This window comes from Tolypothrix sp. PCC 7601 (genome assembly GCF_025677855.1).
GTDB classification, from domain to species: Bacteria; Cyanobacteriota; Cyanobacteriia; order Cyanobacteriales; family Nostocaceae; genus Aulosira; species Aulosira diplosiphon.
Genome location: NZ_CP064879.1, coordinates 5420477 through 5437849 on the forward strand (window position 1 = coordinate 5420477; position 17373 = coordinate 5437849).

Below are 17373 nucleotides of genomic sequence, written 5' to 3' on the forward strand. Positions count from 1 at the left end.
TGAAATATAAACAAAAATTATTAAGTCATTGAATTTTTAATTAAATTTTAAATTAGATATCAATACTAGGGAAGATGACGCTGTTAATTGCAGAGTCTAGGTGATAAATATCAAGTCAAAAAGCGTTTACAATCAGGTGAGTCTGTGTTATCAATGTACGAAACAGTTATCTGCAACACTATCAGGGAACTATTACTGTGTTGGGCAGTCGTTAGCTAATTAGGAAATCAAACTTGCTTTTGTGTGGAAATTAATACTTTATAATTTGATTAAAGTGTAATATATGCACACAGACAATTCTTCAGCTTACATAGTTTTTAATTTTTAGCTTGAGTTTGATACCAATTTCAGCTAATTTGCTGATGATCGCAGCACCTGCAGACAGTTCTGGAGGATGCGAAAATCTCTAGATAATCACCCTAATTGAATAGACAAACAACAATATACCGTAGCAAAATGTATCTTGATTAACTAAAACTTTAGTTACTGCCAATATCTATTTTCAGAGAGTTCATGAGATTTTTTGTCTCTACTATCTTCGAGCTAAAAGCTTGAAAATATTATTTTCCAGTTGTTCTACGTAATTCTTTTTCCAGATGATCTTTTACTCAGTTCATGATATTTAAATAAAATGTAATCTTTATGTAAAGGAATTGCAAAGCAAATATAAAGTAACCATAAAGTTTATAGTAGATTTTGGGAAAAGCTTCAGATAAGCTTGTAAACTAAGATACGAGGAACGCATGTTTTAAAAATACCAGGGTAACCAGAATCTTACTGATAAAGCTATTGCATCTCCATGTGTATGAGTCAGACCATGCCAAAAACTGAGAAGAAAGTCAGCAATAGGATCACCTGATTGTTCCACAGTTGGCAATGAACTAATTGATGTTTAGGATTTTTGACACAGGAGGAATTTATGGGAGAGGTAAAATTAGTACCTACTCAAAAAGTTCTGGATTTTCCCATTACTGCATTAACTTTTGAAAACCAAATACAAACAATACTGAAGTGGGCGATCGCTCGGGAGAGTAAAACAGTCTGCGTTGCCAATGTACATATGCTCATGGAAGCTCATTGGAATCCCGAGTTTGCTAGAGTACTAAAAACTGCAGATGTCGTCACTCCTGATGGAATGCCTTTAGTTTGGATGATGCGGCGGATGGGTGCGCGTTCCCAAGACCGTGTAGCAGGGATGGATATTCTACAAGGATTATGTAAGCTAGCTCAAATACAAAATGTTAGTGTTTTCTTTCTAGGTTCCCAAACCGAAATCCTTGCCAAAATGCGAAAAAGGCTGGATCAAGAATTTCCCAACCTGAAAATAGCAGCGATGGAACCTTTACCCTTCCGTCCTCTGACAGAAACTGAAGACGCAGATTTGGTCAAAAAAATCAATAAAAGTGGTGCTGGTTTAGTATTTGTATCATTAGGATGTCCAAAACAAGAAAATTGGATGGCTCAACACAAAGGTAAAATCCAAGCTGTCATGATTGGAGTCGGTGGAGTTTTCCCAGTTTACGCAGGAATCCATAAGCGCGCACCACGCATAATTAGAGAATTAGGCTTTGAGTGGCTTTATCGCTGGATTCAAGAACCGCGCCGTCTCTGGAGCCGTTATATGACAACAATTCCACCTTTTATTTGGCTGGCTACAAAACAGTTACTCTCATCCAGTCGTTTGGCAGAAGTCTTCCTTCAAGGAAGCGGGGATTGAGCAACCTCAAATTTGAGAAATTTCAGATGTAATTAAATTAGAAAATTTAGCTATGGGTGTATTCCACAATTGGTAAACACCAATAATAGCTATGTTGAATGGGTATGAATATTGAGAGACAAAGATCAATTTTGGACACAGGGAAGTGACCATCATCTTCAACCTAACCGAGATTCATGAAAAATCTTTCTTCTAGTGAAAAACAACAAAAGTATTTTAATACCGATCATCTCAAAGCAGATTTAAAAGGTCGCTCTGTGCGTGGTGGTGCAATCACAATGGTTGCCCAAATTGCCAAGTTTGGCTTGACTTTGGTATCTAACGTAGTTTTAGCTAGATTGCTGACACCTCAAGATTATGGTTTGGTCGGAATGGTGACTGCTGTTACAGGGTTCGTTACCTTGTTTAAAGATTTGGGATTGTCAATGGCGACTGTCCAAAAGGAAGAGATTAATCATGAGCAGGTTAGTACTTTATTTTGGGTGAATGTAGGTCTGAGTGTTGTCACAGCTTTAATAACAGCTGCGATCGCACCTGCAATTGCTGAGTTCTATAATGAACCTCGTTTAATATGGATTACCTTAGCTTTGACAAGTGGATTCATTATTAGTGGATTAAGTGTGCAACACTCAGCTTTGCTGAATCGCCAAATGCAGTACAAAGTACTCATGTTCAACGATGTGTTTGCTACAGTTCTCAGCATAGTAGCTGCAATTGTTGCAGCTTTTTATGGATTGGGTTATTGGGCATTGGTTATTATGCCACTAGTAGGTGGAGTGATTGGTACTGTAGGTCTTTGGATTACCTGTAGTTGGCGTCCTGGTTTCCCTGCAAGGCTCATGGGTGTGCGCTCAATGTTGGCTTTTGGTGGACACTTAACAGCCTTCAGTACAATCAACTATTTTGCCCGCAACTTAGACAACGTGCTAATCGGACGTTCTTGGGGCGCTCAACAGTTAGGTTTATACGCTAAAGCTTATCAATTATTACTTCTGCCCCTTAATCAAATTAATGCACCTATTACTGGTGTTGCTATTCCTAGTCTGAGTAGATTGCAACAGGAACCAGAAAAATTTCGCCATTACTATCTTAAGGCTCTATCAATAGTTGCTTTTCTAACCATGCCTACAATTACTTTTATGATTGTGGCAGCAGAAGAAATTATTGGCACCTTACTTGGCTCTCAATGGCAAGATGCTGTTGCTATTTTTAGATTGTTAAGTATCTCTGCAATAGTTCAACCTATTTGCAATACTACTGGTTGGCTTTATATTTCCACGGGTAATACTCAGAGGATGTTTAAGTGGGGTTTATTCTCCTCATCCCTAGTTGTGGCATCATTCTTTATCGGCTTGCCTTATCAGGCTTATGGAGTTGCTTTATCTTATACTGTTGCAATGCTTTTACAAGCTGCTCCATGCATTTATTATGCAACAAGTGGTACATCTATTACTATCTTTGATGTGCTAAAAGCTGTAAAGCAAGTATTTATTTCTTCTATAATATCTAGTTCTATAGCATGTGCAATCAAAATTGTTATAAGCTCAAGCATACCCATGTGGATCTGCTTAATTATTTATTCTCTTGTAATGATTGCAGTATATGTTTTATTAATGTTTTATATCTTTGGGCAAAAGGATTTTTACTTGAGCTTCTTAAGAGAATTTAAAAAAACAAAATAAATGAATTTATCTTTTGATTAGAGTAATTACAGAAATAATTCTATACACTTTAAATAATCGTATGCAAAATAAAGATTTTTGGGAAGAAACAAAATTTGTACAGACAACCAAGGGATATAGAGCCTCAAATAATCCTATTCATGTTGGCGTTGGCTCTCGCTTTATTGTGAATATTCTAGGACGAACTTATGAACCATTAATTAACAAGTATGCAAAAGGTTTATTGCTAGACTTAGGATGTGGCAATGTACCTTTGTATGCTATGTATAGAGATAAGATTGTCGATAACGTTTGTGTTGATTGGTCTAATAGTATACACAAAAATAAATATCTTGACTATGTATTTGATTTAAATGATAGATTGCTTCTTGAAAGTGAACAATTTGATACTATTCTCCTAACTGACGTACTTGAACATATCGCTAATCCCGAATTCTTAATAAATGAAATAACAAGGCTTCTAAAGCCAGGTGGTCATCTTATTTTGACTGTACCTTTTTTTTATTGGATTCATGAGCAACCTCATGATTATTTTAGATATACAGAATTTTGTATTAAAAGATTTTGTGAGAACAATAAGCTCAATGTGATTTTATTAGAACCTTATGGAGGTGCGCCAGAAATAATTTTAGATATAGTTGCAAAAAATTTGATGGATGTATCACCTATGTTATGCAAAATTCATTGTAATGTTAGTACATTGTTTATCAACAGTTATATTGGTAAAAAAATCTCTACCAAAACTTCTAAAAGCTTTCCATTAGGTTATTCCTTGATAGCGCAAAAAGGAAAATTATAATTATTACTATAATATCTCATATAATACTAATGAATCTGATAATAAGTACCATTGAAAAACACTCTATCACAGATTAATTTGAGCTTTATGAATAAAACTATTGCTGTTATAGCCCGTCAAATTGGTGCTCGTTCTGAAACTTTCATTAAACGACATATGGAAGATATACTACCAGGTAAAACGGTAGTAATTACAAGTTATGTTTCTGGTTTTGATGCTGGTTATTGGAATGTAAATTGTCCTGTCTTAAAAGTTTATGACCTATCTGAACGTAGTGGAGGGATTAAGAGAGTAGTACGTGCATCTACAGCAAAGTTTGCTGTTCAAAATTTTTTAAAAATACATAAAGTTGATGTTATATTAGGTGAATTTTTGCATTATTCGTGCAATTTCTTCCAAATCGCCCAAGAGCTAGGTATCCCTTTTTTTGCCCATGCTCATGGTAAAGATGTTTCGGAACTATTACGAGATCCTTATTGGCAAAAAGAATACTTACGCTACAAGAAAGCAGCAGGCATAATTACTATTAATCAGGTCAGTCGAACCAGACTCATAGATTTAGGTTTAGATCCCCAGAAGATACATATTATTCCCTCTGGTGTAGACGTACCAGATGAACCTTTAAAAAGGTCAGAAAAAGAAATAATTCGTTGTCTTGCCGTAGGTCGTATGGTACCGAAGAAAGGGCCAATTTTACTACTAGAAGCTTTTCGCAAAGCGGTAAAAGTATACCCCAATTTGCGACTAGATTACATTGGTACAGGAGAGATGTTACCAGCAGTCCGGCAATTTATTCAAGGACTGGATCTTACTAACAAAGTGACCCTACATGGCGGTCAACCCCATGAGTTTGTTCAGGAGTATATGAAAAAAGCTGATATTTTTTTACAGCACAGTATAGTTGACCCAGACAGCGGAGATGAAGAGGGTCTACCTGTATCAATTTTAGAAGCAATGGCTTGTGCCCTTCCTGTAGTTTCCACTATACATGCGGGGATTCCTGAAGCTGTATTAGATGAGAAGACAGGTTTTCTAGTTAGCGAGGGAGATTGCTTGAGTATGGCACAGAAAATTATGATCTTGGCACAAGATGCTGATTTACGCTCAAAAATGGGTTTTGCGGGTTGGCAAAGAGCTCAAGAATTATTTACATGGGAAAGAGAAAGAGATAGTCTTCTCCAAGTTATGGGGCTAACTAAAAATTGAGTAAATATATAGCTTGGATAGAAAATAAAAAATTTTGTACAAGCGTATATAAATTACTCGACTATTAGTCGATTATTGATGCGACTAGCAATAAAAAATTCTCAATACTAAGGATGTGTTGGTGCCAAAATTATGTAATTTTACCTGAGGTTAATTATGCAAAAAATATTTAAAATACATACATTTTAATCATATAAAAAATAATTACAAGGCACATTTATGAAAGTAGCTTTCATCACTCATTTTCCGAATTTATATGGGGCAAATCGCTCCCTTCTGAATTTAATAGATGGCTTAAAGCCTTATGGTGTAGTACCTCATATTATTGCTCCCTTTGAGGGACAATTGACAGCCCAATTAAAGATTCTCAATATAGAATATGCGGTAGTTCCTATTCAATGGTGGGCAGATGAATTTAAAGGTAGCTTTATAGACAAGGCTTACCAAATTGCTTCATTTTATCCGAAAGCTTTTAAACGTTTGTATTTGAATTTTAAGTTAATCCCTACTTTAGAAGAAATATTAAAATTATGGAATATTGATGTAGTGTATACAAATTCTTCTGCAACTCCAGCAGGTAGTCTAGTAGCAGAGAAACTACAAGTTCCACATATTTGGCATCTTAGAGAATTTCTAGATAAAGACTATAATCTATATTTAGATTGGGGTAAATCATTCTGCAGTTATTTTATTCAAAAATCATCTGCAAAAATTGCTATTTCTAAAGCAATTGCATCGCATTTTTTTCCGGATTGCTCAACAGAAAATTTGCATATTGTATATAACGGTATTGCTTCAACCGAAGAATTACAACTTCTATATCAAATAGGAATTTCCTCATTAAAGGTTAATAGGCCATTTACATTTACATTAGTCGGTTTAATTCATCCAAATAAAGGGCAAGATGTGGCTATTAAAGCTTTTGCAAAAATAGCCAAAAAATATCCTCAGGTACGCTTATTAATAGTTGGAGATGGTGATAATGATTATCTTGATCAACTCAAGAAATTAACTGAAGATTTGGGAGTTCTAAATCTAGTCGAATTTTGGGGTTATTTAGAAGATCCTTATAAAGCATATTTAGATTCAGATGTTATTTTGATGTGTTCTAAAAATGAAGGAATGGGCCGAGTTACCGTAGAAGCGATGTCTGTATGTCGTCCTGTGATTGGTTATGATAATGCCGGAACATCAGAGATTATTCAACATGAATATACTGGTCTGCTATATCGAGGTGATCATGAGGCGCTTGCAGCATGTATGAAGCAACTTATTGAAAATCCTGACTGGGCAAAGCAGCTAGGAATGAACGCATGGAAGAGAGTTGTTGAAGAGTACAGTATAGAAACTTATTCTCAGAAAATTTATGAAATTTTACTATCAGTGGTTACACAGCATAATATTTCAAAACAATTAATACATATTTAGTATCTCGCTCTTGGCAAATATTGTTTTTAATCCTTAGAGGTAAAGCATGATTAGTATTATCACCCCAGTTTATAACGGCGATCGCTTCATTGAAGACTGCATCAAAAATGTTATTGATCAAAACTGTACTGATGTTGAACATATTATTGTCGATGGAGGCTCCACAGATAGAACTGTAGAAATTATTAAAAATTATGCAGAACAATATCCACATATTAGATGGATATCTGAAAAAGATAAGGGACAGTCGGATGCCATGAATAAAGGTATTACCCTAGCGGAGGGAGAGATTATCGGATTTCTGAATGTAGATGACTATTATGAATCGGATGTTTTCAATAGAGTCATAGAAATTTTTAAGACCTTACCCGATCCTAGCTTCCTCGTCGGCAACTGTAACTTATGGAACGATAGGGGTGAGCTTTTTCAAATTAACAAACCCCGGAAAATGCAGTTTAATGATTTATTGTTGGGATGGCATATAAACCCTTTTCCTGCAAACCCATCTGCATATTTTTATCATAGTTCAATACATCAAATAATTGGTTTATATGATGTTGATGATCATGATGCTATGGATTTACATTTCCTCTTACAAGTAGTGCAAATTGCTACAGTTAAATATGTAGATGAAACTTGGGGAAATTTCCAAGTAATCAAAGGCACAAAAACTTACAATAGTAATCAAAGTGGTCAGACGCTAGAGCGTATAGAGCGAATTCTAAATACTTATCGCCAAAGGCTTCCTTTATCTCAGCAATTAAAATTAGCGTTCAAAGGTAATTTTTTGACCAAGAAAAAAGGCATTGAACGTAGAATAAAAAGCTATTTAAAAACATAACTATTTGTATTAAGTTTGGAGCAATCTCTTGATGGTATTTCCTCACTTATTACAAATATTAATTAGAAACCCATCTTCTTTGTATAGCTAAATCAATTTTAGAAGTCAAGAGAGAAAGCTTGTGAATCCTAGAGTATCTATTATTATTCCTGCTTATAATACCGATAACTATATCAAACAAGCGATAGAATCTGCATTAGGGCAGACTGAGTCAAGGATTGAAGTCATCGTAGTTGATGATGCTTCCACAGACAAAACAGTAGAAGTAGTGAGAACTTTTACAGATCAGCGCCTTAAGCTCTTAGTTAATGAAAGTAATAAAGGGCCAAGTTACTCACGTAACCGTGCTCTAAAAGAGGCAAAAGGCGAATGGGTTGCTCTACTAGATTCAGATGACTGGTATGCACCAAATAGATTAGAAAAGCTGTTGCAAGTAGCTTATCAAAAAAATGCAGACTTGATTGCAGATGATATGCATTTAATCGCAGATGATACAGATTCCTCTCATAATACATATTTTTCTGGAAAAAAAATAAACTTTAAAACTCCGATAAACATAGATACTACATATTTTATTGATTTCAGCCTCGGCATCACAAAGCCTTTAATAAAACGTGAATTTTTGATTTGTCATGCTCTTGAATTTAATGAAGAATTGAAGTATGGAGAAGACCTTTTTCTCTTCTTATTATGCTTAGTTAATGGAGCCTGCTTCACAATTGTGCCGGAACCTTATTATTTTTACCGTAGTCGTACTGGCTCACTTATGACTGAACAGACACAATTTTATGAGCAAGCTTACAATACAAATTTATATCTTTTACAGCAAGAATTTACAAAAAAAGATCCAAAAATAGCAGCTTCTTTATATCGGCGTTTATCAGAAATGAAGCTACTTAGAGCATTTTATAAAGTAAAACCATACATCAAAAAAAAGGATTTTTTAAATGCATGGATTGTAGCCATGCAAAATCCAATTTTCTTTTGGGCATTATGCGTCAGGATACCAATAATTTTAAATTACCATCTTTCTCGTCGCCTATCGCTTTTAACTCAAATTTTTACAAATCAAAAGACTCAGCATTAAAACTATGAATCAATTAAATATACGCAAAAAATTGAATAGACCAAAACATAACTCAGCCATGCTATTAATAAAGGAGACTCTATTATGAAAACTGATTGGCTGATTATAGGTGCTGGGTACTCAGCCTGCGTGCTAGCTGAACGAATTGCTACTCAACTTGCACAAAGGGTACTTATAGTGGAACAGAGAGACCATATCGGCGGTAATGCTTACGATTACTACAACGAGCATGGCATTTTAGTTCATAAGTACGGCCCTCATATTTTTCACACCAAATCTAAAAAAGTTTGGGATTATCTTTCACAATTTACAGAATGGAGACATTACTATCATCATGTTCTGGGAGTAGTAGAGGGTAAAAAGGTTCCTATCCCCTTTAATTTGAACTCTCTTTATGCCCTGTTTCCTCCAAAATATGCAGAAAAGCTAGAAAATTTGTTGCTAGAGCACTTTGGTTTTGGAGTAAAAATACCTATCCTAAAACTGCGTGAAAGCGCTAGTGGAGATTTAAGCTTTTTAGCTGATTACATTTATCAAAATATCTTTCTCCATTACACCATGAAGCAGTGGGGTGTAAAACCAGAAGAACTAGATAGGGGAGTAACAGGACGTGTTCCAGTTTACATAAGTCGGGATAACCGTTATTTTCAAGACCCTTACCAAGCTATGCCTAAGCTGGGTTATACCGAAATGTTCCGTAAAATTCTAGCTCATCCTAACATTAAGGTACTCCTAAATACAGATTACCGCGAGATTATCAATGATGTAAAGTTTAACCGAATACTTTGTACAGGGCCAATAGATACCTTTTTCGATTATATGTATGGCGAACTGCCCTATCGTAGTTTGCGCTTTCAATTTGAGACTCTAGATCAAGAATGGTATCAAGAAGTTGGTACAGTCAACTACCCCAATGACTACGATATTACACGCATCACCGAGCAAAAATATTTGTCGGGACAAACATCTCCTAAAACTACCTTGGTAATGGAATATCCTCAAGCTTATGTACCTGGCAAAAACGATCCTTATTATCCTATTCTCAATGAAGAAAACCGCGATCGCTTGAATTTGTATTTGAAAGAGGTAGAAAAACTCAACGGTACAGTAATATTTGCAGGTAGGCTGGGAGACTATAAGTACTATGATATGGATCAAGCAGTAGTGCGGGCTCTGGGTGTATTTGAGAAAGAAATAGCAAATTCGATTTAGGAATTAAAACACAGATTGCGTTAATTCAAATCTTAGGATTCAGCAAATGCAACAATTGCAAACTCAAAATTTACAACCAATAGAACTACCTCAACTGCCAGATAGACCTTTAATATCAGTTTTAGTTCCCAACTACAACTATGCAAAATATATTGGCGAGACTCTAGACAGCGCTCTTCAACAAACTTACACCAATTTTGAAATCATAGTTTGTGATGATGGCTCCAAAGATAACTCTTGTGAAGTTATCGAAAGTTATCTTCAAAAAGATTCCCGAATCAAGTTGATCCGCAAACTAAATGGAGGTGTTGCCACAGCATTAAATACAGCTTATAGCCACACTAAGGGTGAAATTATTTGCATTTTAGATGCCGATGACATTTGGATGAATAATAAGTTACAGAAAATTTTAGAGGTATTCAGACTTAACCCTAAATGTGGCTTTGCCATTCATAATGTAATTCAAATTGATGGCCAAGGTAATTTATTAAAATCAACTCCTATGTTTAGGCGTTTAGCTTCAGGTTGGATGGGCCATTCTGCTTTACAAAATGGTGGATTCGTTGACAATATTCCTCCAGCATCTGCTTTAAGTATCAGACGCGAAGTAGCCAACTATATCTTTCCCCTGAACGAAGCATTTGTACGTAATGCAGATAGTTTAATATTCCGTTTTGCTCCATTTATCACAGTAATTGGTTCAGCACCAGATGTACTAAGTAAATTTCGCTTACATGGCTCAAATACTACTAGCCAAACAACTGTGACAGCAGATTTTCTAGAGAAAGAGCAAGTGACTTTAGCACGTGTACATCAAGAACAAAAACAGTTTCTCCAAAAAATTTATGGTACAGCCATTGCAGATAGCCTAACAGATTTGCATTTTAGTGTTGCAGTCTGTCATGATCTTTATTTACTAGCTCGTTTTAAGCATTTATCTAAGTTAGAGCGCAGGACAATACACCAGCAGCTTGTGACTCATCCCAATTTTAATAATTGGTCTGTAGCTCAACAGTGGCTATTTCGCTGGGGTGAGTATTTACCAGATAATATTTTTCAAAAATGGTTTGATCTGATCTATGGACAGAGCCGTCTGAAGCGCTTAGTCAAAGAGCTAATTGACAGAAAATTTGCTCTAACTTAACCAAGTGCATAGCTTCATTTGCCATTACCTTAAAAAGTTAAAAAGAGGCGTGGTTCAAGGTACTCATTTCAGCAATAATGATGGGGTTGTGAGAGTAGGGAAGGAGCTATTAATAGGTTTATTTGCACAAGCAATTAACAAACAGAAATTGATGTTAATTTCATCCCTAACTTGACTATTGCTAGTCCAGCTTGCTGAATGGGATCGCTATTAGAATTTCCTAATAACTTGCCAATTCTCAACAGAATTTATGGTTTGGAGTCCAAATTTTATGTCTTTAAAAATAACGTCTACACGTAATACCACAGGAGAGATTTATGAGCGGTATAATGAAATCTCTTGTAGACCAACAGTTAAAGATCATAAAGCCAAAGAGAAAATTTGTAAATCCTTCCAACGTTCTTTAAAGCATTGGTTACCAATAGATAGATCGCTCAAAATATTAGACGTGGCTTGTGGCGAAGGAGCTTTATTAACTTTCTTAAAAGAAAAAGGATATAAGAATCTTTCGGGGTTCGATATTTCCGAGCAAAATGTAGCTATTTGCCATGAATTAGGATTAACATTTGTGCAGAAATTTAATGCAGAACAACTCAACCAATTCAGAGATGCAGAAAAGTATGATCTCATTTTTGCTTTAGATATTTTGGAACATTTACCAAAGCAATCAGCAAGTAAATTTATCAAGCAAATTAGAGAAAAATTGAAACCTAATGGCTGCCTTGTGATTCAAACACCTAATATGGGCAGTATATTTAGTTGTCTGTGCAGATATAATGACCTGACTCACGAATTCGGAGTGACAGAACACTCTCTTCTGCATCTTTTATTACTAGGTGGATTTGATGCTAATAAAGTTGAGATCAAACCACAGTGGTCTGCATCTACAATCTTGGGACGGTTCAAAGAAACTTACTTGTGTTTACTACATCAACTCATTTTTATTGCTGAAGGAGCAGGTCGTCCTAGAATACCAACAAAAAACCTCTTGGCTCGAGCATATCGCTCCTAGCAGCCTTGCAAAATTATGTTCAAATTATAGTGATAATTGCCCACAATGACGAACTCTAAGCTGCGTGTACTTTTTGTTAGTCACGCTTATGTAGTTGGTATAAACCAAGGTAAGCTGAATGCGATCGCAGAAACCGGTAAATTTGAAGTTGGCTTACTAGCTCCTAGCAACTGGAAAGCGCTGGAGTGGAATCGCCAGTTTGAAGTTGAAAAGCCTTATCCCAACATTAAAGTTTATACAGCACCTGTACTGTTTTCTGGTCGTGGAGGTGCTCATGTCTATACACCTTGGCATCTGTGGCAAGTTCTGCAGAATTTTCAACCTGACATAGTGCAAGTGGAAGAAGAAGTATTCTCACTTTGTACTTTTGAGTTAGCAATTTGGAGCAGAATCACAGGCAAGCCAATGGTTGTATTTGGCTGGGAAAATATGGATCGCAAACTGCCTGTTGCGCGTCGCTGGGTACGTCAATTTGTCATGAATACAGCCAAGTTGATGCTTCCAGGTAATCAAGATGGAGCTAATTTATTACGGCAATGGGGTTATACCGGACTGATGGAAGTGATGCCACAGATGGGAGTGGATACTCAATTATCTAGTCCGCGATCGCCTGAAAAGAAAAATGAAGAATTCCACATAGGATTTCTGGGCAGATTGGTTCCTGAGAAGGGTGTTGATACTATATTTGGTGCTGCACGACTACTGAAAGAAAAAGGACTCAATACCCGGATTATTATTTGTGGTTCCGGTTCCCATGAACAAGCGCTCAAACAAGAAGCTCAAAAACAGCAAATAGCTGATTTAGTAGTTTGGCGCGGTTCAGTCCGTCATGAGCAAGCACCCGAAGAAATTAGTAAATTTGATGTTTTAGTCCTGCCTTCCTTAACTGCTACTACATGGAAAGAGCAATTTGGTCACGTTTTAATTGAAGCAATGGCAATGGGTGTTCCTGTAGTAGGCTCTAGTAGTGGTGAAATCGCCAATGTTATTGGTCGTTCTGATCTGATATTTCCAGAGGGTGAATCAGCAGGATTAGCAGCAATTTTAGAGCGAATGATTTGCAATCCGAATTGGCGGCAAGAGTTAAAGCAACATGGTATGGCTAGAGTTAATCAGCATTATAGCCATGAAAGAATCGCTGAACGTTTAATCAACCTTTGGCAACCTCTCATCCGACAAACTAGCATTCATGCCTATGCTATGAACAAAAGTTGAGGTTAGTTGAAAGTTGGAGTGTGATGCTAAGGGGAATTAATCATGCGTGTAATTATTGTGCGTACTATGCAAGAGTTCAGCATGGATATCTATGCCAATGGGATTATTTCAGGTTTAAAAACTGTCAGACCTGACTGGGAAATTGTGGATTTAGCACCGCGTAATTATGATAGAACAAGTTCTTCTCTTTTACTAAGAGTTATCAAATACTATGAGCGCTTTTGGCGCTTTCCCAGCTTGGTAAGACAACAATCAGCAGATGTTTTCCATATTATTGAACCTGCAGAAGCTCATATTGTTTATTGGTTACAAAAAACTACTAAAACTGTTGTTGTTACTTGCCATGATTTAATCAACTTTTATTACTCAGGCAATCTTCAAGGTTCGGTGCAATTGCCATTTGTGAGTAAAAATGTCTGGTTATTTGCTGTCAAAGGCATGAAATATGCCGATCACATCTTTTCTGTTTCTTGTGTAACTGCTAAAGATACTACTAAATTATTAAATATAGAACCTGCCAAAATTACTGTAACTCCCAATGCTGTAGATCCTATATTTCGGCAGTTATCTCCATCTGAGATTGATGCTTTTTACCAAAATCATAGTTGTAATGATCAAACAACTTATCTCCTAAATGTAGGAGCCAATCACCCTCGTAAAAATATTTTTACTATACTTGAATCTTTAAATATTTTAAAACAAAAAGAAATATCTTTTAAATTTTGGAAAGTGGGGGCTGACTTTACAGATGAGCAAAAAGAATATATTCAAGAACATCAGTTAGAAAATTATATTACTTACTTTGGTAAACCAGATAAGAAAACGCTAATCGAAATATATAATGCTGCTGATATTCTGATAGCGCCTTCGCTGCATGAAGGATTCGGCATCACAATTTTAGAAGCTATGGCTTGTGGCACTCCAGTTATTACTTCCAACACTTCAGCTATGCCGGAAGTAGCAGGAGATGCAGCTATTCTAGTTAATCCCCAAGAACCACAAGCAATCTCAGAAGCAGTAGTGCGATTGCATAATGACACAATATATTATCAAGAATTAGTCGATAAAGGACTGTCAAGAGCTCAATTATTTACGTGGGAAAAAACAGCAGAAAAACTAGCTGAAGTTTATGAAAAATTATTAGCTAATAAAAATTAATGCATCAAAATTTTTCCATTTAGCATCTGTTTGATGCAAATATCTAAATAACATTGTTTACCAGACTGTATCTTTATCTGCTTATGAAAATATTAATTTCTGCTTATTCGTGTGAACCTGGAAAAGGCTCTGAGCGTGGTGTCGGCTGGAATGTGGTTTGGGAAGCTGCCAAATACAATGAAGTTTGGGTATTAACGCGACCTGATGAAAGTAAAGAAGCTATTGAAGCAGAGCTGGCCTCTAATCCAAATCCTAACTTGCACTTCGTCTATTTTACCTTACCTATATTGGGTGGACTGTGGCGCTTAGGGTCGAATGGGGCAATGCAAATCCATTATTATCTCTGGCAGATACAAGCATACTTTGTAGCTCGGAGATTGCATCGTCAAATTGGTTTTGATGTTGCACATCATGTAACGTTTGTTAAATATTCCAATCCCAGCTTTTTGTCATTATTGCCCATTCCCTTTATCTGGGGCCCTGTTGGAGGTGGGGAAACTGCTCCCAAGGCATTTTGGCGGGATTTTGACTTTCGCGCTAAAGCTTACGAAGCAGCACGTATTATCTCTCGTTCTTTAGGGGAACTCGATCCATTTGTACATATAACTGCAAGAAAGAGTGCTGTAGTTAGAGCCACAACTGAAGATACAGCTAAAAAGTTGTATAAAATGGGCGTGAAATCTGTAGATCTTATTTCGGAATCAGGTTTACTTACAGAAGAAATCTCTGTACTTAACCAATACCCTATCCCTACGCAGCAACCTGTCAGATTTATTAGTATGGGCAGACTTTTGCATTGGAAAGGTTTTCACTTAGGGTTACAAGCTTTTGCAAAAGCCAACCTAACTGAAGCAGAATATTGGATTGTTGGGGATGGCCCAGAATGGGAACGATTGCAAAGCATGGCAACCCAGTTAGGTATTGCACATAAAGTGAAATTTTGGGGTAGATTACCTCGCGAGAAGACTCTAGAAAATTTAGGAAATTGTCATGTATTAGTTCACCCTAGTTTACATGATTCTGGTGGATGGGTATGTATTGAAGCTATGGCAACAGGCCGCCCAGTTGTCTGTTTAGATTTGGGAGGCCCAGCGCAGCAGGTAACAGCAGAGACTGGCTTCAAAATTGCTGCAATTAACCCAGAGCAAGCAGTTGATGATATGTCAAAAGCCTTGATTACTTTAGCTAAAGATCCAGAACTGCGCGTCCGTATGGGACAAGCGGGAAGGCAGTTAGTTCGAGATACTTATAGTTGGCAGGTTATGGGTCAACGCCTGGCTCAAGTCTATGAAGAAGTCATATCTTTTCAAAAACCAAAAGTACTTAATTAAATTAGCAGATTGTTAAATAAAAAATAATTACACTAGTGCGCCTTGCAAAACTAATTTTTGCTTAAAACCAAATAAAAAGACTGTTCAAGTATTGATAGCTAATAAATGACATAGTATTTAACTAGAAAATATTCGAGGACAGTAAGATGGATAAGAAAGCAAGATTTGCAGGAATCGATTTATGCCGTAGTATTGTGTTCTCTCTCAAATTATATGTTCTTTACATAGTTTTTTATTAGTTGGCTAGCTGTGCATTTGCTGATAAAAAATAGAACAATTGCTAAAAATTTATTTCAGTAATTAAAACAAGTACAACATTTTATCTAAATCACTAGTCAATTATTTAATCAAATCATGCATCTTTTAATTGCTGCTTTACACAGACCAACAAAACCTACTGGAGTTTGTAGACATGCTGCAAATCTTGCAAAATGCTTGGCTGACACAGACAAAGTTAGCAAAGTTAGTTTGATTATCGGTTCATGGCAAAAAGCATATTTTGAAAAGTCTTTTTCTCTAGAATCAGAAAAAATTAAATTGGTAATTGTAGATATTAAAAATACCGCCATTCAAAGAAATATTTGGTATTTATGGAGTTTACCACAACTTGCCAAACAACATCATGCAGATTTAATTCATCTTTCATTTCCGCTACCGTTTATTCGTCAACTGTTCCCATGTCCTGTGGTAGCTACTATTCATGATTTATATCCTTATGAGTATCCTGAAAATTTCGGTTACCCTAATGTAATATTTAACCAACTGTTTCTAAAGCAATGTATTAGTAATAGTGATGGATTATCTTGTGTTTCTCAATATACTTTAGATAAATTACAAGAATATTTTTCCAAAATAGAAAAGCGCAAACAAACTGCTGTCATTTATAATTATGTAGATTTTAGTCATGTTACTCCTCAAGCTATCAAATCTACTAATATTAAATCACATTTTTTATTAGCTGTTGCCCAGCATCGCAAAAATAAGAATTTAGATATTCTCATCAAATCTTATCATATATTATTAAATAATAAACAGATAAACGATGCAACTCAGTTAATTATTGTAGGTAGTACTGGGCCAGAAACAGAAAATATACATCACCAAATCCAAGCACTTTCTCTACAAGACCGTATTCTAATGATGACATCAATAAAAGACGAGGAACTACGTTGGTTGTATGAGAATTGTCAGCTTTTGGTTGTACCGTCTTCAACAGAAGGCTTTTGTTTGCCTTTAGCTGAAGCATTATCTCTTGCTTGTAAAGTAGTCTGCTCTAATATTCCTATATTTAGAGAAATTGGGAATGAGAATTGCAATTATTTTGAACTAGAGGGAGATATAGCCCAAAATCTTGCTAATGCGATTACTGAATCCTTATATAATCAGGATTATAAGGAAATTGTTCCCGATCAGCGTTTTAGCAAACTAAACACTGCAAATCAATATCTCAAATTTTATGATATGATTTGAAATAATTTTTTTAAATATTTTTAATAACCGAGGCTGATTAAGCCATGTTGTGGAAAAATTAATTGATAGAT

At 35.9% G+C, this 17373-nt stretch carries 14 protein-coding genes; all 14 read left to right on the top strand.

From position 1 onward, the window contains the following. Nucleotides 1-919 precede the first annotated feature (919 nt). The 14 genes from HG267_RS22295 (at nt 920) to HG267_RS22360 (ending at nt 17302) form a co-directional block, all read left to right on the top strand. Nucleotides 920-1717, top strand: a complete 798-nt coding sequence (locus HG267_RS22295; RefSeq protein ID WP_045868033.1) for a WecB/TagA/CpsF family glycosyltransferase — start codon at nt 920-922, stop codon at nt 1715-1717. 176 nt (nt 1718-1893) lie between these two features. Continuing rightward, nucleotides 1894-3399, top strand: a complete 1506-nt coding sequence (locus HG267_RS22300) for a lipopolysaccharide biosynthesis protein (RefSeq protein ID WP_045868034.1) — start codon at nt 1894-1896, stop codon at nt 3397-3399. A gap of 61 nt (nt 3400-3460) precedes the next feature. Further along, nucleotides 3461-4198 carry a class I SAM-dependent methyltransferase gene (locus HG267_RS22305; protein WP_052335057.1) on the top strand — a complete coding sequence of 246 codons (738 nt, stop codon included), beginning with the start codon at nt 3461-3463 and terminating at the stop codon, nt 4196-4198. Nucleotides 4199-4249: 51 nt separating this feature from the next. Continuing rightward, nucleotides 4250-5404: a glycosyltransferase family 4 protein gene (locus HG267_RS22310; protein WP_155538964.1), complete on the top strand. Its 1155-nt coding sequence runs from the start codon at nt 4250-4252 to the stop codon at nt 5402-5404. Nucleotides 5405-5623: 219 nt separating this feature from the next. Beyond that, on the top strand, nt 5624-6832 hold the full coding sequence (locus HG267_RS22315) for a glycosyltransferase family 4 protein (RefSeq protein ID WP_045868035.1): 1209 nt from the start codon (nt 5624-5626) through the stop codon (nt 6830-6832). A 46-nt stretch (nt 6833-6878) separates the two neighbouring features. Next, the gene (locus HG267_RS22320; protein ID WP_045868036.1) at nt 6879-7673 is read left to right on the top strand and encodes a glycosyltransferase family 2 protein; all 795 of its coding nucleotides are present in this window, start codon (nt 6879-6881) and stop codon (nt 7671-7673) included. Nucleotides 7674-7794: 121 nt separating this feature from the next. Continuing rightward, a complete protein-coding gene (locus HG267_RS22325) occupies nt 7795-8760 on the top strand; it encodes a glycosyltransferase family 2 protein (RefSeq protein WP_045868037.1) in 966 nt (321 codons plus the stop codon). Between the two features lie 84 nt (nt 8761-8844). Further along, complete coding sequence (gene glf, locus HG267_RS22330) at nt 8845-9972, top strand: UDP-galactopyranose mutase (RefSeq protein ID WP_045868038.1); 1128 nt, start codon at nt 8845-8847, stop codon at nt 9970-9972. Between the two features lie 46 nt (nt 9973-10018). After that, entirely contained in the window at nt 10019-11116 is a 1098-nt protein-coding gene (locus tag HG267_RS22335) for a glycosyltransferase family 2 protein (RefSeq protein ID WP_045868039.1), read from the top strand. Nucleotides 11117-11387: 271 nt separating this feature from the next. Further along, complete coding sequence (locus tag HG267_RS22340; protein ID WP_052335059.1) at nt 11388-12128, top strand: class I SAM-dependent methyltransferase; 741 nt, start codon at nt 11388-11390, stop codon at nt 12126-12128. Between the two features lie 45 nt (nt 12129-12173). Next, nucleotides 12174-13343 carry a glycosyltransferase gene (locus HG267_RS22345; RefSeq protein WP_045868040.1) on the top strand — a complete coding sequence of 390 codons (1170 nt, stop codon included), beginning with the start codon at nt 12174-12176 and terminating at the stop codon, nt 13341-13343. A gap of 42 nt (nt 13344-13385) precedes the next feature. Further along, the gene (locus HG267_RS22350; RefSeq protein WP_045868041.1) at nt 13386-14501 is read left to right on the top strand and encodes a glycosyltransferase family 4 protein; all 1116 of its coding nucleotides are present in this window, start codon (nt 13386-13388) and stop codon (nt 14499-14501) included. 83 nt (nt 14502-14584) lie between these two features. Then, the gene (locus tag HG267_RS22355; protein ID WP_045868042.1) at nt 14585-15832 is read left to right on the top strand and encodes a glycosyltransferase family 4 protein; all 1248 of its coding nucleotides are present in this window, start codon (nt 14585-14587) and stop codon (nt 15830-15832) included. 354 nt (nt 15833-16186) lie between these two features. Further along, nucleotides 16187-17302 carry a glycosyltransferase family 4 protein gene (locus tag HG267_RS22360; protein ID WP_045868043.1) on the top strand — a complete coding sequence of 372 codons (1116 nt, stop codon included), beginning with the start codon at nt 16187-16189 and terminating at the stop codon, nt 17300-17302. Nucleotides 17303-17373: the final 71 nt, after the last annotated feature.

Excerpts from the sequence above, each read along its gene's own strand:
- HG267_RS22295 (WP_045868033.1), top strand. The coding sequence starts at position 920 with ATGGGAGAGGTAAAATTAGTACCTACTCAAAAAGTTCTGGATTTTCCC.
- HG267_RS22300 (WP_045868034.1), top strand. The coding sequence starts at position 1,894 with ATGAAAAATCTTTCTTCTAGTGAAAAACAACAAAAGTATTTTAATACC.
- HG267_RS22305 (WP_052335057.1), top strand. The coding sequence starts at position 3,461 with ATGCAAAATAAAGATTTTTGGGAAGAAACAAAATTTGTACAGACAACC.
- HG267_RS22315 (WP_045868035.1), top strand. The coding sequence starts at position 5,624 with ATGAAAGTAGCTTTCATCACTCATTTTCCGAATTTATATGGGGCAAAT.
- HG267_RS22320 (WP_045868036.1), top strand. The coding sequence starts at position 6,879 with ATGATTAGTATTATCACCCCAGTTTATAACGGCGATCGCTTCATTGAA.
- glf (WP_045868038.1), top strand. The coding sequence starts at position 8,845 with ATGAAAACTGATTGGCTGATTATAGGTGCTGGGTACTCAGCCTGCGTG.
- HG267_RS22335 (WP_045868039.1), top strand. The coding sequence starts at position 10,019 with ATGCAACAATTGCAAACTCAAAATTTACAACCAATAGAACTACCTCAA.
- HG267_RS22340 (WP_052335059.1), top strand. The coding sequence starts at position 11,388 with ATGTCTTTAAAAATAACGTCTACACGTAATACCACAGGAGAGATTTAT.
- HG267_RS22345 (WP_045868040.1), top strand. The coding sequence starts at position 12,174 with ATGACGAACTCTAAGCTGCGTGTACTTTTTGTTAGTCACGCTTATGTA.
- HG267_RS22350 (WP_045868041.1), top strand. The coding sequence starts at position 13,386 with ATGCGTGTAATTATTGTGCGTACTATGCAAGAGTTCAGCATGGATATC.
- HG267_RS22355 (WP_045868042.1), top strand. The coding sequence starts at position 14,585 with ATGAAAATATTAATTTCTGCTTATTCGTGTGAACCTGGAAAAGGCTCT.
- HG267_RS22360 (WP_045868043.1), top strand. The coding sequence starts at position 16,187 with ATGCATCTTTTAATTGCTGCTTTACACAGACCAACAAAACCTACTGGA.